Here is a 21,896-nt window from a genome sequence, read left to right as displayed (position 1 = left end):
CCGCCGCCCCCGACCACAGCCGGAGCAGCCGTATGACCACCGCCATGTCCCGCCGTAGCCTGATGCACAACCTGGCCGGCGCGGGTGCGTCCTCGCCCTCGGCCTGACCGCCTGCAACAACCTGGACGACCTCGACGCCGGGGACGCCGCCTCGGCCTCCCCCCAGCCCGGCGGTACCGCCCCGGGCGGCACGGGTGCCCGCCGCTTCGGCGCCGAGTGGGAGAAGCACCTGCGCACGGTGATGTCCTGGCCCGCCTCCGAGAACGTCTGGGGCGACCAGCTCCCGGACGTCCGCCGGGACGTCACGGGCCTCGCCCAGGCGATCCCGGCGCGCGAGCCGGTCGTGCTGATGGCCCGCCCCGAGCAGCAGGACGCCGCGCAGAAGGCCTGCGGCTCGGCCGTCGAGGTGGTGCCGATCGCCGTCGACGACCTGTGGGCCCGGGACACCCTGCCGGTGTTCGTCGAGGAGGGCGGCAAGGTCAAGGGCATCGACTTCAACTTCAACGGCTGGGGCGGCAAGCATGGTTATCCTGCGCAGGACCTGACCGGCGGCGAGCCCGGTGCTGCGTTGCGCGCCCCGACCAGGGCGAACAGGGTCGCGGCCATCCAGCCGAGCGAGGGCCGGACCAAACCCTGGCCGCCCCGGTAGAGCACCTCCGCACCGGCCAGTACGGCCAGGCCGAGCGCCCACATCGCGGCGATCATGACCAGGCGAGGATGACGGTGCTGCGCGCCCTGGTGACCCGGCCCTCCAGGAGGGCCGCCCCGGACGCTCATGCCGTACCGGACGGGCTCGCCGAGGCGCCCGCCGCGACGGGCTGCTGCTGGGTGGCGCAGTGGATGCCGCCGCCGCCCGCGGCGATGTGGTTGATGGTCAGCTGGGTGACCTTGCGGCCGGGGTGGAGGTCGCCGATGATGCCGGCCGCGCGGTCGTCGGTGGCCTTGTCGCCGAAGCGCGGGACGATGACGCCGCCGTTGCAGACGTAGTAGTTGATGTAGGTGGCGAGGAAGTTCTTGCCCGCGCCCTGGATCAGGGCGACGTCCGGCTCGGGGAGGTCGACCACCTTGAGCGTCCGGCCCCTGGCGTCGGTCGCGGACCGCAGCACCTGAAGGGCCTGCGCGGAAGCAGCGGTCCAGACGTCCGGCGGGGTGTCGGCGGCCGGACGGTGCAGCACGACGGTGCCGGGCTCGGCGAAGCGGGCGAGGGCGTCGACGTGGGAGTCGGTGATGTCCTGCCCGGCGACGCCCTTGAACCAGATCACCTTCTCGACGCCGAGCAGCTCCTTGAAGCTCGCCTCGATCTGGTCGCGGCTCTTGCCGGGGTTGCGGTTGTCATTGACCCAGGAGCTCTCGGTGGCCATCAGGGTGCCCTCGCCGTCCACCTCGATGCCGCCGCCCTCGCCGGTGATCGGGGCCTGGAGGCGGGTGATGCCGTAGTGGTCGAGGAGGTTGCGGGCGACCTGACTGTCGTTGACGTGGGTCTGCTTGCCGCCCCAGCCGTTGAAGTTGAAGTCGATCCCGGCGAGGTCATGGGAGCCGGTGACGAAGGTCGGGCCGGTGTCCCGGGCCCACAGGTCGTCGACCATCAGCTCCAGCACCTCGACCGAGGAACCGCAGGCCTGGCGTGCCTGGTCGGCCTGGTCGGGCCTGGCCAGCAGGACGACCGGTTCGAAGCCCGCGACGGCCTGGGCCAGGCCGGCGATGTCCTGCCGGACGCCGGGGAGTTGGTTGCCCCACACCTCTTCCAGGGCCGGCCAGGCCATGAAGGTGCGGGTGTGCGGGCTCGACTCGGCGGGCATCGCCCGGGCCTTGGCGGCCTGACTTCCCGACGCCGTCCCGTTCGGGCCGGACGGCTGCTCCTCCGCGCCGCCGTCGGAGGAACAGCCGCCGGCCAGGGCCAGGGCGGCGAGCGCGGCCCCGGACTGCAGCAGGGCGCGGCGGGACGGCCGGGGGTGAGCCATGGAGCCTCGTTCCGGTAGGTGTCGGGGTTCGGCTCCGCAGGCTACTGACAGGAAGGTCAGGGTCCGGTGCGGCACGCCTCCGCCGTTCGGGGGAATCCGCTCGGACGCCGTCCGCTCAGGAGGCGTCGGCGGCCTCCGCGGCCTCCCGCTCGCGGCGCAGCCGGTGTTCGGAGTGTTGCGTTCGTTGAGGTACAGCCCGATCCCCGCTCCGCAGAGGGTGATGACCACCGCCAGGACGGCGGTGAACCGCCAGTGGCGGCGGCGTCGGGGGCCGGGTGCACGGCCGGCTCGGTCGCGGCGGTTTCGTCGATGGTGACCTGCACGGTCGTCCTTTCTACGGCGGAACGCGCCGGGCCGCCCGGGCCGTCTTACAGTGCGCGGCGCGCGGCGGCGATCCGGTCGGGATCCCAGCCGGGCCGGGGGACGGACTCCAGCAGCAGCCTGGTGTAGGCGTGCTCCGGGGAGTCCAGGACGTGGGCGGTGGGGCCGGATTCGACGATCCGTCCGTGGCGCATCACGATCACCTCGTCGGTGACGCAGCGGACCACGCCGAGGTCGTGGGTGATGAAGAGGTAGCCGATGCCGGTCTCCTCTCGGATGTCGGCGAGCAGGTTGAGCACCTGCGCCTGGACCGAGACGTCCAGGGCGGCGACCGCCTCGTCCAGGACCAGGACGGCCGGTCGCACGGCCAGCGCCCGGGCGATGGCGACGCGCTGGCGCTGGCCGCCGGAGAGCTGCCGGGGCAGCGCCTCGGCGGCCCGGGTGCCCAGGCCGACCTGGTCGAGGAGTTCCCGGATCCGGGCCGGGTGGTCGGTGTCGGGGAAGTGCAGCCGCAGGGTCTCGCGGAGCACGGCCTCGACGCTGGTGCGCGGGTCCAGGGAGAGGTACGGGTCCTGGAAGACCATCTGGACCTCCCGGGCGCGGGCCAGCCGTTCGGCCCTCCCCCGCGCCCGGCCGCTCCGGGCCCGGCCGTGGACCAGGACCTCGCCCGCGTCGGCCTGTTCGAGGCCGACCACGATCCGGGCGGTGGTGGTCTTGCCGGAGCCGGACTCGCCGACGATGCCGAGCGAGCCGCTGGCGTCGAGGGTGAAGGAGACGTCGTCCACGGCCTGCACACTGCCGAAGGTGCGGCGCAGTCCGCTGACCCGCAGGACGGGCTCAGCCATCGGTGCGGCTCCCTTCGAGCGGGTGGTGGCAGGCGGCCGGGTGCTCGCCCTGCTGGGCGGGCACCTGCTCGCGGCAGATCCCGGTCGCGTGGCGGCAGCGTTCGGCGAACGCGCAGCCGGTCAACTCCCTTTGCAGGTCCGGCGGTTGGCCGTCGATGGCGGCGAGCCGGCCGGCCGGGGCGTCCAGCGCGGGGGTGGCCGCGAGCAGGGCGGCGGTGTACGGGTGGCGGGGCTGCTCGAACAGCGCCGAGGCGGGGCCGTGTTCGGCGATCCGCCCGGCGTACATCACGTAGACCCGGTCGCTGATCGCGGCGGCGAGGCCGAGGTCGTGGGTGACGAACAGCAGGCCGGTGCCGAAGCGTTCGCGCAGCCGGCCGAGCAGGGCGACCACCTCGGCCTGGCTGGTGACGTCCAGCGCGGTGGTGGGCTCGTCGGCGAGCAGCAGGACCGGGTCGCCCATCAGGGCGGCGGCGATCATGACGCGTTGCAGCATGCCGCCGGAGAGCTGTCCGGGGTAGCGGCGCAGCAGCTCCGGTCCGAGACCGACGGCGTCGAGGAGTTCCACGGCCCGCCGGTCGGCGTCCGCGGCGCTCATCGTGCCGGTGAGCCGCACGCTCTCGGTGAGGAAGTCGCCGATCCGGCGCAGCGGGTTGATGGCGGCCCGGGGATCCTGGAAGATCATCGCGGCCTGGCCGGTGCGCAGGGCGCGCAGCCGGTCGGGCTCCATGGTCAGGACGTCCTGACCGTCGACCAGGACCTTGCCCTCGGTCTCGGCGCCCGGCGGCAGCAGGCCGAGGGCGGTGCGGGAGGTGAGGGTCTTGCCGGAGCCGGACTCGCCGACCAGGGCGACGGTCTCACCGACGCCGACGGTGAGGTCGACGCCGTCGAGGACGGGGCGGGCGGTGCCGGGCAGTCGGAGCCGGAGGCCCTGGATGTCGAGGGCGTTCACGCGGTCCTTCCCGTGGTGCGGTGGTCGTTCACGTGCTTCCCGTTCATGCGGACCTCCGGGCGACCTGGTCGGCCCAGCGTTCACCGACGACGTTGAAGGCGACGACGGTCAGCACGATGAGGGCGCACGGCAGGATCGCGGAGAGCGGGTAGCCGTGCTGGATCGCGGTCTGGCCGTCGAAGACCATCCGGCCCCAGTCGGGGGTGAGGGCGGGGACGCCGACTCCGAGGAAGGACAGGCCTGCGAGGTCCATCAGGACGTAGCCGAAGTTGACGGCGGACTGGGCGAGGACGATCGGCGCGATGTTGGGCAGGACGTGCCGCAGGCAGATCTGCAGGGCCGAGTGACCCTGGACCTGGTACGCGGAGACGTAGGGCCGGGTCCGTTCGGCCAGCACCAGGGAGCGGGTGAGGCGGGAGACGTAGGGCAGGTAGGCGATCGCCAGGGCGACGACCGGGGCGAGCAGGCCCTCTCCGTACACCGAGACGATCAGGATGGCGAGCAGCATGCCGGGGAAGGCGAAGACCAGTTCGGTGCTGCGGGACAGGACGGAGTCGAGCCAGCCGCCCCGCCAGCCGGCGGCGAGGCCGACCGCGGTGCCGGCGACCGTGGAGAAGGCGACCACGCCGAGCGGGCCGAGCAGCGAGGTGCGGGCGCCGAGCAGGAGCCGGGAGAGGGTGTCGCGCCCGGCGGCGTCGACGCCGAGCAGGTGGTCGGGCGAGGGCCCGGCGAGGGCGTTGCCGAGGTCGACGCCGTTCGGGTCGTACGGCGCCAGCCAGGGCGCGAGCAGCGCGGCGAGCACCACCAGGGCGGCGAAGCCGAGGCAGATCAGGTGGAGCGGGCCGCCGGCGGACTTGATCCGGGCGAGGCCGGGGCGGCGGGTGAGGGCGACACTCATGCGTCGGACCTCCTGGAGCCGAGGGTGACCCGGGGGTCGACCAGCGGGTGGAGCAGGTCGACGATCAGGTTCACGGTCATGAACAGGGCCACGATGATCAGCGAGATGGCCTGGACGGTCGGGAAGTCCTTGGTGGTGGTGGACAGTTCGAGCAGCTGGCCGAGCCCGCCGATGCTGAAGGCGGACTCCACCAGGATCGTGCAGACCAGCAGGGTGGAGACGATCAGGCCGCCGGTGGTCAGCACGGTGCCCAGCGCGTTGCGGAACACGTGGCGGCTGATCACCTCGCGCTCCGGGACGCCCCGGCTGCGCGCGACGGTGACGTGCTCGCCTTCCAGCGCCTCCAGCATCGCCGAGCGGGTGACCCGGGCGAGCATGCCGATCAGGTACAGCGCGAGGGCGATCGCCGGGAGGGTGAGGTGCCAGAGCATGTCGCCGAGACCGTCCCCGGCGCCGCTGGTCGGGAACCAGCCCAGCTTCACCGCGAACAGGCCCTGCAGCAGGACGGCCGCGACGAAGGAGGGCGTGCCGAGGGCGAAGGTGGTGGTGACCAGGATGGTGGAGTCGGTCGCGCCGCCGCGCACCGCGCCGAGCCGGCCGAGCACCAGGCCGACGACGACCACGACCACCAGGGCCATGGCCACCAGCAGCATGGTCGCCGGGAGCCGGTCGGCGAGCAGCTTGGAGACGTCGGTGCGGTAGGTGATGGAACGCCCGAAGTCGCCCTGGAGGACCTGGCCCAGCCACCGGAGGTAGCGGATCAGGAACGGGTCGTCCAGGTGGTACTGCTCGTTGATCGCCTGGAGGGCCTCCGGGGAGGCCGACCGGCCGGACAGCAGGAAGCTCGCCGGGTTGCCCGGCGCGAGGTACATCGCGCCGAACACCACGAAGGACGCGCCGAGCAGGGTGACCGCCATCTCCAGCAGGCGTCGGGCCGCGAACCTCAGGAAGCCCATCGCTCCGGGGGAGTTCACCGGGCGGCCCCCACGTCGGCGGCCCACGGGTAGTACATGTACGAGATGGTGGTCGGGGCGCCGGTGATCCGCTTGCTGAGGAACAGAGCGGTGGGCCACTCGGCGACCGGGATCCAGAGCAGCTGCTGGGAGGCGGTCTGCTGGAGCTTGGCCTCGATCGCGGCGCGCTTGGCCGGGTCGTACTCGGCAGTGGCCTGGTCGACCAGCCCGTCGTAGGCCTGGTCGCTGTAGCCGCCGAAGTTCTGGTACGCGCCGGTCTTGAAGTTGGCCAGCAGGTCGAGCGGGTCGGTCACCGAGTCGTAGTAGGTCTCGGGGAAGAGGTCCAGGCCCTCCCGGGCCTTGGGGTCGGTGAACAGCGCGGTGAAGGCGTTCGGCGCGATGGTCTTGAGCTGGACGTTCAGGCCGATCTGCGCGCCGGCGGACTGGACGGCGGTGGCGAGCAGCGAGACGTCCTGGCCGATGGTGCTGGTGGCGACGGTGACGGTCTTGCCGCTCGCGCCGGCCTCCTTGATCAGGGCCTTGGCCTGGTCGAGGTCCTGGGCGGTGGGGGTGAGGTTCTCGAAGGCGCTCTTGCGGACGTCCTCGGGGCCCCGCCCCAGGCGGCCTTGGTGGTGAGCGAGCCGGTGACGGTGCCGGCGCCGGCCAGGCCGGTCTTGACGAAGCCGGAGCGGTCGAGCGCCAGCGACAACGCCTTGCGGACCCGGATGAGTCCCGGCGCTGCCGACCACTCGCGTCGACTCACGGCCCCCGACCACTCGCGTCCGCCGATCCGCCGCCGACCGCCGCCCGCGCGCAGCCACCGCACCTCGATCCACCCTCGGCCCCACCGGAGATCACCGTGTCCCAGTCCTCCCTCGCCCGCCGCACGGTGCTGCGCTCCCTCGCCGGTGCCGGTGTGCTCGCCCTCGGCGTGACCGCCTGCGCCGCCGACGATGACCCGGCCGAGCCGGCCGCCCCGTCCTCCGGCGCCGCCGAGCCGCCGTCCGGGCCGACGCCGGCGAACCCCTCGGCGCCCGCACCGGCGCGCGGACGCCGGCTCGGCGGCGAGTGGGAGAAGCACGAGCGGACCTTCATGGCCTGGCCCGCCTCCGAGAACGTCTGGGGCGAGCAGCTCGGCGCCGTCCGGAAGGACATCGCCGCCGTGGCCCGGGCCATCGGCCGGCGCGAGCCGCTGGTCCTGCTGGTCCGTCCCGGCCAGGAGGACTCGGCCCACGACGCCTGCGGCAAGGACGTCGAGCTGCTGTCCGTCCCGGTGGACGACCTGTGGGCCCGCGACACCGTCCCGGTGTTCATCGAGGACGGCGGAAAGATCAAGGGCGTCGACTTCAACTTCAGCGGCTGGGGCGGCAAGCAGGAGCACGGCAATGACGCCCGGGTCGCCCGGGCGGTGCTGGACAAGTACGGGATCGAGCGGGTCGCGACCCAGCTGGTCGCCGAGGGCGGCTCCTTCGAGAGCGACGGCCAGGGCACCCTGCTGGTCACCGAGAGCTCGGTGGTCAACGACAACCGCAACCCGGGCCGTGACCGCGACCACGTCGAGGCCGAGCTCAAGCAGGCCCTGGGCGTCACCAAGGTGATCTGGCTGGCGGGCGTCAAGGGCAAGGACATCACCGACGCCCACGTCGACTGCCTGGCCCGCTTCGCCGCGCCCGGCGTCGTCTTCCTGGACCGGGCCTTCCCCGGCACCCCGGCGGACGTCTGGTCCCGCTCGGCCGACCAGGCCCGGGCCGTGCTGGCGGAAGCGACCGACGCGACCGGCAAGAAGCTGAAGGTCGTTGAGATCAGCCAGCCCGACCCGGACAAGATCACCGGGCGCGGTGACGCCTTCGTCTCCTCGTACATGAACTTCTACATCGGCAACAAGGGCGTCTACCTGCCGCTGTTCGGCGACTCCCGGGCCGACGGGCACGCCCAGGAAGTGTTCAAGGACCAGTTCCCGGACCGCGAGATCGTCCCGCTGCAGATCGACACCATCGCGTCCGGTGGCGGTGGCATCCACTGCTCCACCCACGACCAGCCCGCCGGCTGACCTGCCCGCCCAGCGGTCCCGCCGCCCAGCCGTCTGACGCCGTCCCGCCGCCCCGAGGGAGAACCGACCCCGTGCAGCTGACCCCCACCGAACGCGACCGGCTACTGATCTTCACCGCAGCCGAACTCGCCCGCGCCCGCCGCGCCCGCGGCCTGCGACTCAACATCCCCGAGGCCACCGCGCTGATCTCGGACACCGTCTGCGAGGCCGCCCGCGACGGCCTGCGGCTGACGGAGGCCGTGGCGCGCGGGCGGGCCGTCCTCTCCCCCGACGACGTACTGCCCGGCGTGCCGGACCTGGTCACCGAGATCCAGGTCGAGGCGGTGTTCGAGGACGGCACCCGCCTCGCCGTGATCGCCGACCCGTTCGGCGGCGGCGGTCTCGGCGAGGCGGCGCCCGGCGCCGTCCTCCTCGCCGACCACGGCGACCCCACCCCACGGCCGGTGCGCACGGTGGCCGTGCGCAACACCGCCGAGGTGCCGGTCTCGGTCACCTCGCACTTCCACTTCTTCGAGGCCAACCCGCGCCTGGACTTCGACCGGGCCGCCGCGTACGGGATGCACCTGGCCGTCCCGGCCGGGTCCTCGGTGCGCTTCGACCCGGGCGCCGTCGTCGAGGTCGGCCTGGTGCCGATCGGCGGCGAGCGGGTCGCGATCGGCTTCGCGGGGCTGGTGGACGGCCCGCTGGACTCGCCCCGGGTCCGGCGGGAGGCGCTGCGGCGGGCCGCCGCGCAGGGCTACCTCGGGGTGAGCGGTGACGACGACGCAAAGGAGACCGAGCGGTGAGCAGCAGCATCGAGGCGTCCGAGTACGCGGCCGTGCACGGCCCGCGCGCCGGGGACCGGGTCCGGCTCGGCGACAGCGGGCTGGTCGTCCGGGTCGAGTCGGACTCCCAGCGGCCGGGGGACGAGTTCCTGGTGGGCTTCGGCAAGACCGCCCGGGACGGCCTGCACCTCAAGGCCGCCGCCGTCCGGGACACCTGCGACGTGGTGATCAGCAACGTGCTGGTGATCGACGCGGTCCAGGGCATCCGCAAGACCTCGATCGGCATCCGGGAGGGCCGGATCACCTCGATCGGGCGGGCCGGCAACCCCGACACGCTCGACGGGGTGGAGGTGGTGGTCGGCACCGGGACGACGATCGTCTCCGGCGAGGGGCTGATCGCCACGGCGGGCGCCATCGACACCCATGTCCACCTGATGTCGCCGCGGATCATGGAGGCCTCGCTGGCCTCCGGCGTCACCACCATCATCGGCCAGGAGGTTGGCCCGGCCTGGGGCGTGGGCGTCAACTCGCCCTGGGCGCTGCGCCACGCGTTCAACGCCTTCGACGCCTGGCCCGTCAACATCGGCTTCCTGGGCCGCGGTTCGTCCTCGCACCCGGCTCCGCTGTTGGAAGCCCTGGCCGAGGGCGGCGCCTGCGGGTTCAAGGTGCACGAGGACATGGGCGCCCACACCCGGGCGCTGGACACCGCGCTGTCCGTGGCCGAGGTGCACGACGTCCAAGTGGCGCTGCACACGGACGGGTTGAACGAGTGCCTGTCGGTGGAGGACACCCTGCGTGTGCTGGAGGGCCGGACCATCCACGCCTTCCACATCGAGGGCTGCGGCGGCGGGCACGTCCCCAACGTGCTGAAGATGGCGGGCGTGCCGAACGTCATCGGCTCCTCCACCAACCCCACCCTGCCCTTCGGCCGGGACGCGGTGGCCGAGCACTACGGCATGATCGTCTCCGTCCACGGGCTCAAAACCGATCTGCCCGGCGACGCCGCGATGGCCCGTGACCGCATCCGGGCCGGGACGATGGGCGCCGAGGACGTCCTCCACGACCTGGGGGCCATCGGCATCACCTCCTCCGACGCCCAGGGCATGGGCCGGGCCGGGGAGACGGTGCGCCGCACCTTCGCCATGGCCGGCAAGATGAAGGCCGAACTCGGCCCGATGGAGGGCGACGGGCCGGACGACGACAACGAGCGGGTGCTGCGCTACATCGCCAAGCTGACCGTCAACCCGGCCATCGCGCACGGGCTCAGCCACGAGGTCGGCTCGATCGAGGTCGGCAAGCTCGCCGACATCGTGCTCTGGCGCCCCGCCTCCTTCGGCGCCAAGCCGCAGCTGGTCCTCAAGGCCGGGTTCCCCGCGTACGGCGTCACCGGCGACCCCAACGCGGCCACCGAGACCTGCCAACCCCTGGTCCTGGGGCCGCTGTTCGGCGCCCACGGCGCGACCCCGGCCGACCTCTCGGTGGCCTTCACCAGCCGCGCCGCGGCCGAGTCCGGCAGCGGCGACCGCCCGTACGACAGCATGACGACGCGCCGCCGCCGCGCCGCCGTCCGGAACACCCGCGGCATCGGTCCCGCTGACATGGTCCGCAACAGCCGCCTGGGCGCGGTCCTGGTCGATGCGCGGACCGGGCTGGTCACCCTCGACGGCACCCCGCTGCGCTCCGAGCCCGCCGAGGAGGTCGCCCTGAGCCGGCTCTACTTCCTCTGACGTCAAGCCACAAGGACGGGCTGTCCGGCAGCTCCTGCATCCGCTCGGCGCGGGTCCGCAGATAGCGGCCCAGCTCCTCCGCGCTCGCGCCGTCGCCCGACACGTCCTCGCCGGCGACGACCTGGTGGTCGGCGTCCGCCACCTGCCGGGCCGTCGCCGCTCGGCAGGCCTCGACATGGGCCCGCTCACGCGCCAACTCGCCGTCGAGGCCCAAGGTCTCGGACGTCATCGCTTCCCCCGTGGTCGGCTCGGCTGCTGTTCGGAGGATCCATCACAACTTAACCAAGTGAATCTCCTAACCGAGTCAGATATTAGTTGGCCGTGGTCGGCTCAGGACACCAGGGGCGCCTCCTCGACCTCGGTCAGCGTCACGGTGCACAGCCCGCCGCGCTGGGCCTGCACGTCCGTGACCTTCAGCTGGGTGCCCGGCAGCAGGATGAACTCCTCCTCCCCCGTGAAGGCCGAGAACCGCTGGATGCCCGCGGCCCGCAGCGGGCGCACCTCGAACAGCGTCCGCTTGCCCCGGCTGCCCAGGAAGGACTGGGCCACACCGAGCTTGGAGGTGCAGGAGGACACGCCCCACCACGTCACCGTCCGCCCGAGCGGGTACTGCTTGCGCAGGTCCAGCGAGACCCCGCGCCAGAGCGGCTCCGTGCGCACCGGAAGCTGCGAGACCGCCGCGAACAGCAGCCGCAGGTACGGCAGGTACGGCACCAGCCGGCCGCGGTCCGGCGAGCGCAGCACCGCGTTGATCTCCCGGTAGAACGCGGACTCGCAGGTGTAGAGGTAGAGCGCCGCGATCGCGTCGGCGGACAGGCCGGACTCCCCCTCGTCGGCACGCCGCTTGCCGAAGTCGTGCGACAGCGCGACGTGCCGCTCCAGGCCCCGGAGCAGCTCGGCCACCGGGGCCACGGCCCCTCGGAAGTCCATCAGCGGTGTCTCGAACACCCCGCTGATCGCCGGGAGTTCGAGGCCCTCGTCCTTGACGCTCGCGAGTCGGTCCAGGTAGAGCTGGTGCAGCTCCATGGTCGAGGCGATGAACGCGCCCATCCGCTCCGCGACCCCGCCGTCCGCACCCCCGCCCTGTGCCGCACCGGTGTTCCAGCCCGCGCTGGGGAGCCAGTCGACCTCCTCGCAGCCGAGCGAGGCGAGCGCGGCGTTCACCGTGGCGAAGTGGTCGCCGTCGCAGAAGATGTCGCCCTGGGCGGCCGGGTTGGCGTGGTCGATGTGGCGGACCTCGACCTCGGGGTACTTCTTCTGCAGCCGCAGCACCACGTTCTTCAGGCTGCGCGCGTGCGCGCCCCACCAGGCGAAGACGACGCCCCGGTCCTCCTCGTCGGCCTGCTGCTTGGCCCGGAGAATCTCCTCGATGATCCGCTCGGCCACCGGCCGCCAGAACCCGGTGTGCTGGTCCGGCCCCATCGCGCCGTCGGCGCTGGCGGTCAGGGCCGCGTTCAGCAGCAGCACGCCCTGGGTCAGCATCGCCTGGAACCACTCCGGCGGCTGGACGGTCTCCCGCTCCTTCAGCAGTGCCCGTATGTCGGCGATCGGCGTCTTCTTGGGGATGCCGTACTTCCACATCGCCGCGGCCTTGATGAGGCAGCGGATACTGATCACCCGGCCGAACTGGCTGTCCTTCCAGTCGTGGAAGGTGTTGTCGAACATGGCGATGCCGGTGGCGCTCTCCGGCCGCGGGTAGGGGTTCTGGCCGAAGACCACGACCTTCCACTTGTGCGGTGCGTGCGGCTTGAGCGCCTGGAAGGTCAGCTCGCGGACGGGCACGACCTCCGGGCTGCGGCCCGGACCGATGAACGAGGCCGCGCCGGGCTGCGCCTCGATGACCGGCTTCAGCAGCGGGAGCCACGGCTCGCCGCCGCCACGGAACAGCTCCGCGAGGGCCAGTGGGTCGTTCGGGTCGTTCGGCTCGGGCTGGGCAGCGGTGGGGGTGTCGGCAGAGCTCATGGCGGTACTCCGGCTGGATCGGATCACGGAACGGGAGGTGACTGCCCGTCAGCTTCCCGGCGGACAGCACATTCCTAGCAGCCGGGACCGACAGTCCCGGGCGGCCGGTCGGCGGCGGACGGATTGCTATCAGGTCATGTTCCGCCCGGCCGGAGCCATGAGAACAGGTCCCGGCAGCCGGACAGAACAACCCGAAGACAGCCCAGCAGGGCGTCAGTCAGTGGTAGAGCCACGACCACCGGAACCTGAGTATCAGCATCAATGTCAGTGGTGCGAGCTAGCGTCCTGGTCGACCGCGGGAAACAGCTCGACGAACGACAGGAGTTCCAGCATGACGACGGACCGCACGCAGTCCCCGCTGAGGGTGGTGCTGGCCGACCTCAACACGACGGTGGTCGAGTCGTGGCGGGCGGCCTTCGCCGACACCCCCGGCATCGAGATCCGGCACGGCTCGATCCTCGCCGAGGAGGTCGACGCCTGGGTCAGCCCGACCAACTCCCGTGGCCGGATGGACGGCGGAACGGACGCGGCGATCAAGCGGCACCTGGGGGCGGGCATCCAGCTGCGGGTGCAGCGGGCGATACGCGACCGCTACGCGGGCACGCTGCCGGTGGGCAGTGCGGTCTGCGTACCGTCCGGGGCGGTCAACCCGAAGTTCCTGATCTCGGCGCCCACGATGCAGACCTCCTCGCAGAACGTGAGCGAGACACTGAACGTGGCGCTCGCCTGCGCCGCCGCCTTCCAGGCCGTGCACCGGCAGAACCGGCTGGCGCCGGGCAGCATCCGGTCGGTGGCGCTGGTCGGCATGGGCGCCCGGACCGGCCGGGTCCCGGCCCGGGTGTGCGCCAACCTGATGTGGACGGGCTACACGCTGTTCAACGACCACAGCTTCGAGAGCGACGAGGAGCTGCGCGCCACCATCCTCGCGCAGCTGGAGGACATCGAGAAGGCTCCCGCCACCCAGCGGGTGCGCATCTCCGCGCCCACGGGCCGCAGCCGGTCCGGGCGGTAGCCGCGGCGGCCCCCGGTACGCGACCCGCGGCGGGCCGGTAAATCGGTTCCGGGCGCCGGGCCCGCGATCACCACCGTGCAGGACGCACTGGATCTCATCGGCGCTACCTACGTCGGCGCCGAGATCGTCGCCGTGGCCACCGACCGCCTGGACGACAAGTTCTTCGTCCTGAGCACCGGGTTCGCCGGCGAGGTCATGCAGAAGTTCGTCAACTACCATGTCCGGCTGGCCGTCATCGGGGACATCTCCCGCCACCTGGAGGCCAGTTCGGCGCTGCGCTCGCTGGTCCACGAGTCCAACGCGGCCGACCACATCTGGTTCCTCCCGGACACCGAGGCCCTCGCCGCCCGCCTGGCGGGCCGCGCCTGACGGCACGCCGACCGCGGGCCCGGATCCGACGGCTGCCGTCGGATCCGGGCCCGTCGCCGAAACCGGGGGCCTGCGGTCAGGCGGCCCGCCGCGCGTACACCTCGATCTCGATCCTCATCCGAGGGTCGGCCAGGCCGCACACCATCATGGTGGCGGCCGGCCGGACGTCGCCGAAGCAGCGGCGCAGCACCGGCCAGCAGGGCTCGAAGTCCGCGCGCTCGGGCAGCAGGTAGCGCACCCGCACCACGTCACCGAAGCCGCACCCCGCCTCGGCCAGCGCGGCCCCGATGTTGCGCAGGCACTGCTCGGCCTGCTCCACCACGTCCTCGGAGATCGTCATGGTGGCGTAGTCGAACCCGGTCGTGCCGGATACGTGCACCCAGTCACCGTCCACCACGGCACGGGCATAACCGATCTGCTCCTCGAAGATCGAACCGCTGAGGATCGCACGTCGCTCTGTCATGCGCGGAACGCTAGGCGGCCCGCACCGATACGTCCAATACACCGTCAGGCATGACGTGATATCCCTGGGCGTATGGAGCAGCGCCCCGAACTCCCCCTCCCGCAGCTGTACGCCTTCACCGTCCTCGCCGAGGAACTCCACTTCGGTCACGCGGCCGCCCGGTTGGGCATCGCCCAACCGCCGCTGAGCCAGCAGATCCGCCGCCTGGAGGAGAAGGTCGGGCATCCGCTGTTCCACCGCGAACCCGGCGGCATCACGCTGACGGCGGCCGGCCGGGAGCTGCTGCCCACCGCGCGCCGGGTGCTGACCGAGCTCGCGGACGGCCTGGCCGCCGCCCGCGCCGTCGGCAGCGGCGAGACGGGCCGGCTGCGGATCGGCTTCTCCGCCTCGCTCGCGCTCACCGTCCTGCCCGGCCTGCTGCACACCTTCCGGGAGCGGCACCCGGGCGTACACCTGGACATCCGCGAGATGACCACCGCGCCGCAGCTCGCCGCCCTGCACGACCGGGACATCGACCTCGGCCTGCTGCGCGAACCGCCCGAGGCCGAGCCGGGGCTCTGCTTCCGCACCGTGCTCAGCGAGAGCTTCGTCGCCGTACTCCCGTCCACCCACCCGCTCGCCGTCCAACGGAGCGTCCGGCTCGCGCAGTTGGCGGACTCGCCGTTCGTGCTGCTCCCCCGCGCGGTCGGCCCGCAGCTGTACGACCGGATCGCCGGCCTGTGCACGGCGGCGGGCTTCACCCCGCGGATCGGGCAGCACGCGGTGGAGTGGCAGACCGTGTGCGCGCTGGTGGAGGCCGGCCTCGGCGTCTCGCTCGCCCCGGCGAGCATCCGCCGCATCCGGCTCAAGGGTGTCGCATTCCGCCGAATCGAGCCCGTCACCGACCGCACCCGGGTGGCCGTCGCCTGGCGCCGGAACGACCGGAACCCCCTGGTGGCCCACCTGTTGGCAGCCGTCAGCCGGACCGACCCCGCTGCCGGTTAGCCACCGGATCCACCCACTGTCGGAGGTTGCGCTCCGGATGGCCGACGGCCCGGGCGAGTTCGCCGCCTCCACCCCGGCCACCCCGGCCACCCCGGACGCGGTGGCCGCCCTCGCCCGCGGGGAGGCCGGGTAGGCCGCGCGGCCCGGGCCCGCGGTCGGGCGGCGCCGCCAGGGCCCGCCCTCAGACCCCGGTGAGCGCCAGCTGGATCCAGCGCTCGGCCTCCCCCACCGCCACCGGCACGTCGAAGGCCTCCGGCGCGGCCGCCGCCTGCACCACCAGCCCCTTAGTCAGGCCCACCAGGGCCAGCGCGAACGCCCGCGGGTCCACCCCGGCGCGCACCTCGCCCTCGGCCAGCCCCTGCCCCACCACCTCCGCCGCCCAGCCTCGGGTACGCTCGTCCAACTCCGCCACCGCAGCGGTCAGTTCGGAGGAGCCGGCGAGCGCCTCGGCGCCCAGGACCACGAAGGCCCGGCCCAGGTCGGTCGGGTTGCGCACCCCCTCCAGGCAGCCGCGCGCGAAGGCGCACAGCTCCGCCACCGCGCCGGCACCGCTGCGCTCCGGCGCGGCCGCCGCCATCGCCTCGGCCAGTGCCTCCTCCTGGAGCCGGGCCAGCAGGGCGGCCTTGGAGCCGAAGTAGTGGGTGGCCAGGCCGCGGCTGAAGCCCGCCTCCTCCCCGACCCTGGCGAGCGTGACCCCGGTGCTGCCGTGCTCGGCGATCAGCCGGGCGGCGGCGGCGAGCAGCGCCGCCTCGGCGCGGGCCCGCCGCTCGGCCTGGGTGCGGCGCGGCGGGGACTCCTGCCGTGGCGACTCCTGCGCCGGGGACTCCTGCCGGACGGCGTCCTGCGGCGCCTTCATCGGGGCGGCCGTTTCATCGTGCGTGGACATAGCACCACGCTAGGGTTGAATTTGCTTGTTGGACAACAAGCAAGTTTGGTGCGGCGAGGCACTTCCCGGCCCCGTCGCTCCCGACAGAAGGGAAGTCCCGATGACCGCCACGATGCTCGCCGGCCGACTCGACGTCGCCAAGGGCGCTTTCGCCGTCGAGGAGGTGCCCGTCCCGTCGCCCGGCCCCGGCGAAGTGCTGATCAAGGTCGAGGCCGCCGGCGTCTGCCTCTCCGACGTCCACCTGATCGAGGGCATGCTCAGGCCGCTCCACCTCAAGGGCGACAAGGTCACCCTCGGCCACGAGGTGGCGGGCACCGTCCACACCCTCGGCGCGGGCGTGACCGGCGCCGCCGCCGGCGACCGGATCCTGCTGCAGGCCGGCGAGACCCGCGACGGCGTGGTGTACACCCGGGGCGTGGACTACGACGGCGGCTGGGCCGAGTACGCGCTCGCCACCGCGACCACCCTGGTGCCGATCCCCGACGACCTCCCCTTCGAGCAGGCCTGCTTCATCCCCGACGCGGTCTCCACCCCCTGGGCCGCGATCACCACCACCGGCGCCGTCCGCCCGGCCGAGGCGGTCGGCGTCTGGGGCGTCGGCGGGCTCGGCGCCCACGGCGTGCAGCTGCTGCGGGCCATCGGCGCCTTCCCGATCGTCGCCGTCGACCCGCTCCCCGCCGCCCGCGAGCGTGCCCTCGCCTTCGGCGCCGACGCCGCCCTCGACCCGGCCGACCCCCGGTTCACCGAGCACCTGCGGGCGGCCACCGGCGGCCGCCCACTCTCCGCCGCCTTCGACTTCGCCGGCGTCGCCCCGGTGCGCGAGCAGGCCATGGCCGCCCTCGGCGAACGCGGCCGGCTGGTCCTCGTCGGCCTCACCGACAAGCCGCTGACCGTCACCAACGGCACCCTGGTCAGCTACCTGCGCCAGCAGATCCTCGGCCACTACGGCTCCGAGGGCCAGGACGTCATCGACCTGGTCGACCTGGTCCGCGGCGGCCGCCTGGAGTTCTCCCACTCGGTGAGCGGCACCTTCCCGCTGGCCGAGGCCGCCCGCGCGGTGGAGTCCCTGGAGCGCAAGGAAGGCAACCCGATCCGGCTGGTGCTCAAGCCCTGACCGCCCCGCCCCCGGTCGCGGGGCGGGTGATCGGACGTCCTCCCGGAAACGTGCGGCAGCCGGCGGAAGGGACGGCCCGGTGCACCCGCCCCGAGACATCCCTTGGCACGAGGGCAGCCGGCTCGACCCGCCCGCGGACGGCCTCACCGACGGCACCGACCTCCTGGTCACCGTCCGCACCGGCCGCATCGGCCACGCCGGCACCATCCGCGCCCGCCTCGCGGCAGCCCGCTGACCGCTGACCGCTGACCGCTGACCGCTGACCGCCCGCGCTACTCCACCGGCGACACGTCCGACACCGGCTCCGCCGCGACCACCGCCCCCTTCGACTCCAGGTACAGCCGCGCCCGGAACACCCCGAACAGACTCGCCGTCACCGTCGCTCCGGCTCCCAGGAACAGCCCCGCACAGCCCACCAGCATCGCCCCGAGCCTCCGGTCGGTCGCCGTGAGCCCGACGAAGAACACCACCACGGAGGGCAGGAACGTCAGCAGGAAGGGCGTCGCCAGCACACTCGTCCCCTGCATGAACCCCGCACGGTCACGCCGGTACGTCTCTCGCGAACCCCGCATCGCATCACGGACCCCGACCCCGTCGAGCACCATCGCCGGCACCACCAGGTAGCTCCCCAACGACCACGCCGCACCGACCACCGACACCGCCCCGAGCAACTGCGCCGCACCGATCGGCGCCCACGCGGCAATACCCGGCACCCGCCCGGCGGCCCGCCCGTAGCTGGACCCGACCCCCACCGGCCGCCCCCGCAGAGCGTCGGCGGCCGCGATGAGCAGCGCCGCATGACCGAAGACGGCAAGGAACGACAGCACCACCAGCCCGGCCACCCCCAGCACCAGGCTCCCCCCGAGCAGCACCTCGGCCCACACCACCAGCCCGGCCGCCCCGCCCACCACGGCCACCGTGACCCCCGGCAGGACCAGCAACTTCTTCCGCCGCCACACCACCCCCAGCGGCGACCGACCCGACACACTCCCGCTCATTTCCTCACCCCAGCGGCCACCACTACTCCGGCAAGCTGCCCATGTGCCCGTCGTCCACCCGTATCGGCCAGAAGTGGCGACGGCTCGCGAAGGCCTCCGGCTCCAGGGCGCGCAGCACCTCCTCAGCCGCGCCGTCCAGCAACTCGCACGGGCCGAACACCGACCACGACCCCGCCATCTCCCACCCTCCTCCTCCGCCGACCGACAAACGATCTTCCGCCGACGCGAGTGACCATAGCCGACGCCACCGACAGTCAGCCCGGCCCCCATCCGTCCGACCGTCAACTCCGGCGCGGCAATCGCGAAATGGCATGCACGCCACTAGCCAACCGTCCAGTAGCGCCCCTACCGTCGACTCCCCGTGGCTTCGACGGAGGAGCTCGCCTTGCGCCCACGCCCCCACCGCCTCCGATTCCCGGCCGCCGCCCTCGCGTCGGCCCTGCTCGTCACCGCTGCCCTGACCACCCCCACCACCGCCACCGCCGTCCCCACCGACACCACGACGGCCGCCGCCGACTACTGCGGCGGCCACTGCACCGACATCCTCCCGCCCGGCGAGAACGGCAACGCGACGCTCGCCGAGATCCTGCTCAACCGGATGTTCGGCAGCCGCCCCGCCCACACCGACGACCAGCTCGGCCCGTACGCGGCGCTCGCCTCCGGGTACCCCGGGCTCACCGAGGCCGGACTGCGCGGTTTCTTCAACGACGCCTCCTTCGGCGTCCCCGCCGACCAGGTGGCCAGCACCACCTCCCCGCGCCCGGACGTCACCATCGTGCGCGACAAGGCCGCCGGTATACCCCACATCACCGGCACCACCCGTTACGGCACCGAGTTCGGCGCGGGCTACGCCGCCGCGCAGGACCGGCTCTGGGTGATGGACCTGTTCCGGCACGTCGGCCGTGGCGAGCTGTCCGGCTTCGCGGGCGGCGCCGCCGCCAACCGCCAGCTGGAGCAGAGCTTCTGGCAGGCCGCGCCGTACACCGAGGCCGAGTTGCAGCAGCAGATCGACGCGCTCGCCGCCCGCGGCGGCCGGGCCGCCCAGGCGCTCGCCGACGCGAACGCCTACCTCGACGGCGTCAACCAGTACGCCACGCAGGCGTACAACGGCCGCACCTTCCCCGGCGAGTACGACCTCACCGGGCACATCGACCCGATCACCAACGCCGGTTCGATCGAACCGTTCAAGCTGACCGACCTGGTCGCCCTGGCCTCCGTGGTCGGCGCGCTGTTCGGCGCGGGCGGCGGCAACGAACTCGCCTCCGCCCAGGTCAAGTCGGCCGCCGAGGCCCGCTACGGCAAGGACGCCGGGGACGCGCTCTGGAAGTCGCTGCGCGAGGCCGACGACCCCGAGGCGGTGCAGACCCTGCACGACGGGCAGAGCTTCCCGTACGCCACCGTGCCCGACCAGCCGCAGGGCCAGGCGCTGCCCGACCCCGGCTCGGTGGTGCCCGAGCGGATGATCTACGACGCCACCGGCTCGGCGGGGTCGGCCACGACCACCGCGAACGGCGTCCTGCCCGGCAACCTGCTCACCGCCAAGCACGGCATGTCCAACGCCCTGCTGGTCTCCGGCGCGCACACCGACGACGGCCACCCGGTCGCCGTGTTCGGCCCGCAAACCGGTTACTTCGCCCCGCAGTTGCTGATGCTGGAGGAGATCCAGGGGCCCGGGATCAGCGCGCGCGGCGCGGCCTTCGCGGGCCTGAGCTTCTACGTGCAGCTCGGCCGCGGCCAGGACTACGCCTGGAGCGCCACCTCGGCCGGGCAGGACATCACCGACACCTACGCCGTCCCGCTCTGCACCACCGACGGCTCGCCGGTCACCACCGCCGCCAACTCCTACCTCTGGCACGGCCAGTGCCTGCCCTTCGACCGGCTGGAACGCAAGGACGCGTGGAACCCGACCACCGCCGACTCCACCCCGGCCGGCTCGTACACCCTGGTGATGTACCGCTCCGACTACGGCCTGGTGACCGCCCGCGGCACCGTCGGCGGCATGCCCGTCGCGTTCACCTCGCTGCGCTCCACCTACCGGCACGAGGCCGATTCCATCATCGGCTTCCAGGAGTTGAACGACCCCGGCGCGGTCCACGACGCGCCGAGCTTCCAGCAGGCGGCGCAGGACATCAACTACACCTTCAACTGGTTCTACGCCGACTCCCGCGACATCGCGTACTACAACTCCGGCAGCAACCCGGTGCGCGCCGCCGGCGTCGACGCCGGCCTGCCCGTCCTCGCCCAACCGGCTTACGAGTGGGCCGACTTCGACCCGGCCACCAACACCGCCCGGTACACCCCGCCCGCCGAGCACCCGCAGTCCGTCAACCAGGACTACTACGTCTCCTGGAACAACAAGCAGGCCGACGGCTACACCACCGCCGGCTTCGGCAACGGCTCGGTGCACCGCGCCAACCTGCTGGACGACCGGGTCAAGGCGCTGCTCAAGGACGGCGGCAAGGTCAGCCGGGTCTCGCTCACCCAGGCCATGGAGAGCGCCGCGCTCACCGACCTGCGGGCCGAGGACGTCCTCCCCGACCTGATCCAGGTCCTGCGCAGCGGGCCGGTCACCGACCCGGCGACCCTCACCGCGCTGCAACAGCTGGAGGCCTGGCTCGCCGACGGCGGCCAGCGGAAGGAGACGTCGGCCGGCAGCCACACCTACGCGGACGCCACCGCGATCCGGGTGATGGACGCCTGGTGGCCGCTGGTCGCCGACGGCGTCATGCGGCCGGGGCTCGGCGACCAGCTGTTCGCCGCCCTGACCGGCGCACTGCAGATCAACGAATCGCCCTCCGGCGGGCAGACCGGCGCCGCCGCCGGCGGCCCGGTGAGCGCCAACGAGTCCATCCCGCACAAGGGTTCGGCCTTCCAGTACGGCTGGTGGAGCTACCTGGACAAGGACCTGCGGTCCGTCCTCGGCGACCCGGTCGCCGGACCGCTGGCCCGCCCGTTCTGCGGCGGGGGCGACCTGACTGCCTGCCGGAACGTGCTGCTGAACACCCTGAGCCAGGCGGCCGCCCAGACCCCCGCCCAGGTCTACCCGGGCGACGGCGACTGCTCGGCCGGCGACCAGTGGTGCGCCGACACCATCATCCAGCGGCCGCTGGGCGGGGTGACGGACGACAAGACCACCTGGCAGAACCGGCCGACGTACCAGCAGGTGGTGCAGTTCGCCGGCCACCGCTGAGGCGGTTGACCCACGTCCGCCGGCGCCCACGCAGAGGGCGCCGGCGGCGTCACTTCGCCCGCCTGTTGGCCTTCCGCTCCTCGTCCCGCAGGTTGCGGGCCTCGCGACCCAAGCGCCTGGACGCCTGCACATATGCTTCGGAATTGTCCGGGGAGATCCGATCGGCGACGGCGTAGGCCAAGTCCCCCGCGCTCTCCATCAGGGCGGCGAGCGCCCCCAACAGCGCCACCTCCTCCGCCTCCGGAACCTTCTCCCGGCCGGTGTCCCGCGCCTTCGGCAGCGCGTTCTCCCGCAACTGCCGCCGCGCCTCGCCCACCGCGTCGACCATCGCCCGCATGCCGCTGTCCATGCCGCCCCCAGCTCCTGTCCGGTCTCCGACTTCCCGGTGAGTGTGCCCGCCCGCAGGGGAATCAAAAACCCCACCCTGTAGCACCTGAAACACAGCTATGG

General features: G+C 72.9%; 21 protein-coding genes and 2 pseudogenes. 10 read left to right on the top strand and 13 right to left on the bottom strand.

Annotated features, from left to right (window positions below; all coding sequences use genetic code 11):
- Positions 1 to 241 precede the first annotated feature (241 nt).
- A complete protein-coding gene (locus tag ACIRYZ_RS08675; protein WP_402941471.1) occupies positions 242 to 649 on the top strand; it encodes an agmatine deiminase family protein in 408 nt (135 codons plus the stop codon).
- On the opposite strand, the pseudogene ACIRYZ_RS08670 reads toward ACIRYZ_RS08675, so the two are convergent.
- The 7 genes and pseudogenes from ACIRYZ_RS08670 to ACIRYZ_RS08640 form a co-directional block, all read right to left on the bottom strand.
- Positions 601 to 705 (bottom strand): annotated as a pseudogene (locus ACIRYZ_RS08670) (DUF4436 domain-containing protein); the annotation flags it as partial. The gene ACIRYZ_RS08675 and the pseudogene ACIRYZ_RS08670 sit on opposite strands and share 49 nt — an antisense overlap.
- Before the next feature lie 68 nt (positions 706 to 773).
- Positions 774 to 1,961 (bottom strand): agmatine deiminase family protein, encoded by a 1,188-nt coding sequence (locus ACIRYZ_RS08665; protein ID WP_402941384.1) that lies wholly within the window; start codon positions 1,959 to 1,961, stop codon positions 774 to 776.
- Positions 1,962 to 2,329: 368 nt separating this feature from the next.
- Positions 2,330 to 3,127, bottom strand: coding sequence for an ABC transporter ATP-binding protein (locus ACIRYZ_RS08660; protein WP_402941382.1), 798 nt, complete (start codon positions 3,125 to 3,127; stop codon positions 2,330 to 2,332).
- Positions 3,120 to 4,076, bottom strand: a complete 957-nt coding sequence (locus ACIRYZ_RS08655) for an ABC transporter ATP-binding protein (protein ID WP_402941379.1) — start codon at positions 4,074 to 4,076, stop codon at positions 3,120 to 3,122. Before ACIRYZ_RS08655 ends, ACIRYZ_RS08660 begins: the two co-directional genes overlap by 8 nt.
- Positions 4,077 to 4,119: 43 nt before the next feature.
- Positions 4,120 to 4,974 (bottom strand): ABC transporter permease, encoded by an 855-nt coding sequence (locus ACIRYZ_RS08650; protein ID WP_402941376.1) that lies wholly within the window; start codon positions 4,972 to 4,974, stop codon positions 4,120 to 4,122.
- On the bottom strand, positions 4,971 to 5,948 hold the full coding sequence (locus tag ACIRYZ_RS08645; RefSeq protein ID WP_402941373.1) for an ABC transporter permease: 978 nt from the start codon (positions 5,946 to 5,948) through the stop codon (positions 4,971 to 4,973). The genes ACIRYZ_RS08650 and ACIRYZ_RS08645 overlap by 4 nt, the downstream gene beginning before the upstream one ends.
- Entirely contained in the window at positions 5,945 to 6,676 is a 732-nt protein-coding gene (locus tag ACIRYZ_RS08640) for an ABC transporter substrate-binding protein (RefSeq protein WP_402941371.1), read from the bottom strand. Before ACIRYZ_RS08640 ends, ACIRYZ_RS08645 begins: the two co-directional genes overlap by 4 nt.
- A gap of 110 nt (positions 6,677 to 6,786) precedes the next feature.
- On the opposite strand from ACIRYZ_RS08640, the gene ACIRYZ_RS08635 reads away from it, so the two are divergent.
- From ACIRYZ_RS08635 to ACIRYZ_RS08625, 3 genes are all read left to right on the top strand, one after another.
- A complete protein-coding gene (locus ACIRYZ_RS08635) occupies positions 6,787 to 7,977 on the top strand; it encodes an agmatine/peptidylarginine deiminase (RefSeq protein ID WP_402941369.1) in 1,191 nt (396 codons plus the stop codon).
- 71 nt (positions 7,978 to 8,048) lie between these two features.
- Entirely contained in the window at positions 8,049 to 8,762 is a 714-nt protein-coding gene (gene ureA, locus ACIRYZ_RS08630; protein WP_402941366.1) for an urease subunit gamma, read from the top strand.
- A gap of 8 nt (positions 8,763 to 8,770) precedes the next feature.
- Entirely contained in the window at positions 8,771 to 10,468 is a 1,698-nt protein-coding gene (locus ACIRYZ_RS08625; RefSeq protein ID WP_402941468.1) for an urease subunit alpha, read from the top strand.
- Positions 10,469 to 10,798: 330 nt separating this feature from the next.
- Here ACIRYZ_RS08625 and ACIRYZ_RS08620 read toward each other — a convergent pair whose 3' ends face one another.
- Positions 10,799 to 12,430, bottom strand: coding sequence for an ADP-ribosyltransferase domain-containing protein (locus ACIRYZ_RS08620; protein ID WP_402941363.1), 1,632 nt, complete (start codon positions 12,428 to 12,430; stop codon positions 10,799 to 10,801).
- A 331-nt stretch (positions 12,431 to 12,761) separates the two neighbouring features.
- Between ACIRYZ_RS08620 and ACIRYZ_RS08615 the strand changes: the two genes are divergently transcribed.
- Together ACIRYZ_RS08615 and ACIRYZ_RS08610 are read left to right on the top strand one after the other, a co-directional pair.
- Entirely contained in the window at positions 12,762 to 13,442 is a 681-nt protein-coding gene (locus ACIRYZ_RS08615; protein ID WP_393037351.1) for a macro domain-containing protein, read from the top strand.
- Positions 13,443 to 13,502: 60 nt separating this feature from the next.
- Positions 13,503 to 13,811 (top strand): annotated as a pseudogene (locus ACIRYZ_RS08610) (DUF4180 domain-containing protein); the annotation flags it as partial.
- A 76-nt stretch (positions 13,812 to 13,887) separates the two neighbouring features.
- On the opposite strand, the gene ACIRYZ_RS08605 reads toward ACIRYZ_RS08610, so the two are convergent.
- The gene (locus ACIRYZ_RS08605) at positions 13,888 to 14,274 is read right to left on the bottom strand and encodes a RidA family protein (RefSeq protein WP_380610317.1); all 387 of its coding nucleotides are present in this window, start codon (positions 14,272 to 14,274) and stop codon (positions 13,888 to 13,890) included.
- 72 nt (positions 14,275 to 14,346) lie between these two features.
- On the opposite strand from ACIRYZ_RS08605, the gene ACIRYZ_RS08600 reads away from it, so the two are divergent.
- Positions 14,347 to 15,258: a LysR substrate-binding domain-containing protein gene (locus tag ACIRYZ_RS08600; RefSeq protein ID WP_402941356.1), complete on the top strand. Its 912-nt coding sequence runs from the start codon at positions 14,347 to 14,349 to the stop codon at positions 15,256 to 15,258.
- A gap of 181 nt (positions 15,259 to 15,439) precedes the next feature.
- Here ACIRYZ_RS08600 and ACIRYZ_RS08595 read toward each other — a convergent pair whose 3' ends face one another.
- Positions 15,440 to 16,144, bottom strand: coding sequence for a TetR/AcrR family transcriptional regulator (locus tag ACIRYZ_RS08595; RefSeq protein ID WP_402941353.1), 705 nt, complete (start codon positions 16,142 to 16,144; stop codon positions 15,440 to 15,442).
- A gap of 100 nt (positions 16,145 to 16,244) precedes the next feature.
- Here ACIRYZ_RS08595 and ACIRYZ_RS08590 point away from each other — a divergent pair, with 100 nt between their 5' ends.
- Together ACIRYZ_RS08590 and ACIRYZ_RS08585 are read left to right on the top strand one after the other, a co-directional pair.
- Positions 16,245 to 17,258, top strand: a complete 1,014-nt coding sequence (locus ACIRYZ_RS08590) for a zinc-binding dehydrogenase (protein WP_402941350.1) — start codon at positions 16,245 to 16,247, stop codon at positions 17,256 to 17,258.
- A gap of 79 nt (positions 17,259 to 17,337) precedes the next feature.
- Entirely contained in the window at positions 17,338 to 17,493 is a 156-nt protein-coding gene (locus ACIRYZ_RS08585; protein WP_402941348.1) for a hypothetical protein, read from the top strand.
- Positions 17,494 to 17,530: 37 nt separating this feature from the next.
- Here the strand turns inward: ACIRYZ_RS08585 and ACIRYZ_RS08580 are convergent, their stop codons facing one another.
- Both ACIRYZ_RS08580 and ACIRYZ_RS08575 read right to left on the bottom strand, forming a co-directional pair.
- Positions 17,531 to 18,256, bottom strand: coding sequence for a hypothetical protein (locus ACIRYZ_RS08580; protein ID WP_402941345.1), 726 nt, complete (start codon positions 18,254 to 18,256; stop codon positions 17,531 to 17,533).
- Positions 18,257 to 18,278: 22 nt separating this feature from the next.
- A complete protein-coding gene (locus tag ACIRYZ_RS08575) occupies positions 18,279 to 18,434 on the bottom strand; it encodes a hypothetical protein (RefSeq protein ID WP_402941343.1) in 156 nt (51 codons plus the stop codon).
- A gap of 207 nt (positions 18,435 to 18,641) precedes the next feature.
- Here ACIRYZ_RS08575 and ACIRYZ_RS08570 point away from each other — a divergent pair, with 207 nt between their 5' ends.
- A complete protein-coding gene (locus ACIRYZ_RS08570; protein WP_402941340.1) occupies positions 18,642 to 21,446 on the top strand; it encodes a penicillin acylase family protein in 2,805 nt (934 codons plus the stop codon).
- Between the two features lie 49 nt (positions 21,447 to 21,495).
- Here ACIRYZ_RS08570 and ACIRYZ_RS08565 read toward each other — a convergent pair whose 3' ends face one another.
- Entirely contained in the window at positions 21,496 to 21,795 is a 300-nt protein-coding gene (locus ACIRYZ_RS08565; RefSeq protein WP_402941337.1) for a hypothetical protein, read from the bottom strand.
- Positions 21,796 to 21,896 lie beyond the last annotated feature (101 nt).

Source organism: Kitasatospora sp. NPDC101155 (assembly GCF_044768305.1).
Taxonomy (GTDB): Bacteria; Actinomycetota; Actinomycetes; order Streptomycetales; family Streptomycetaceae; genus Kitasatospora.
Note: the sequence above shows the minus strand (reverse complement) of the source record. Positions and strands in the feature narration are given on the sequence as shown.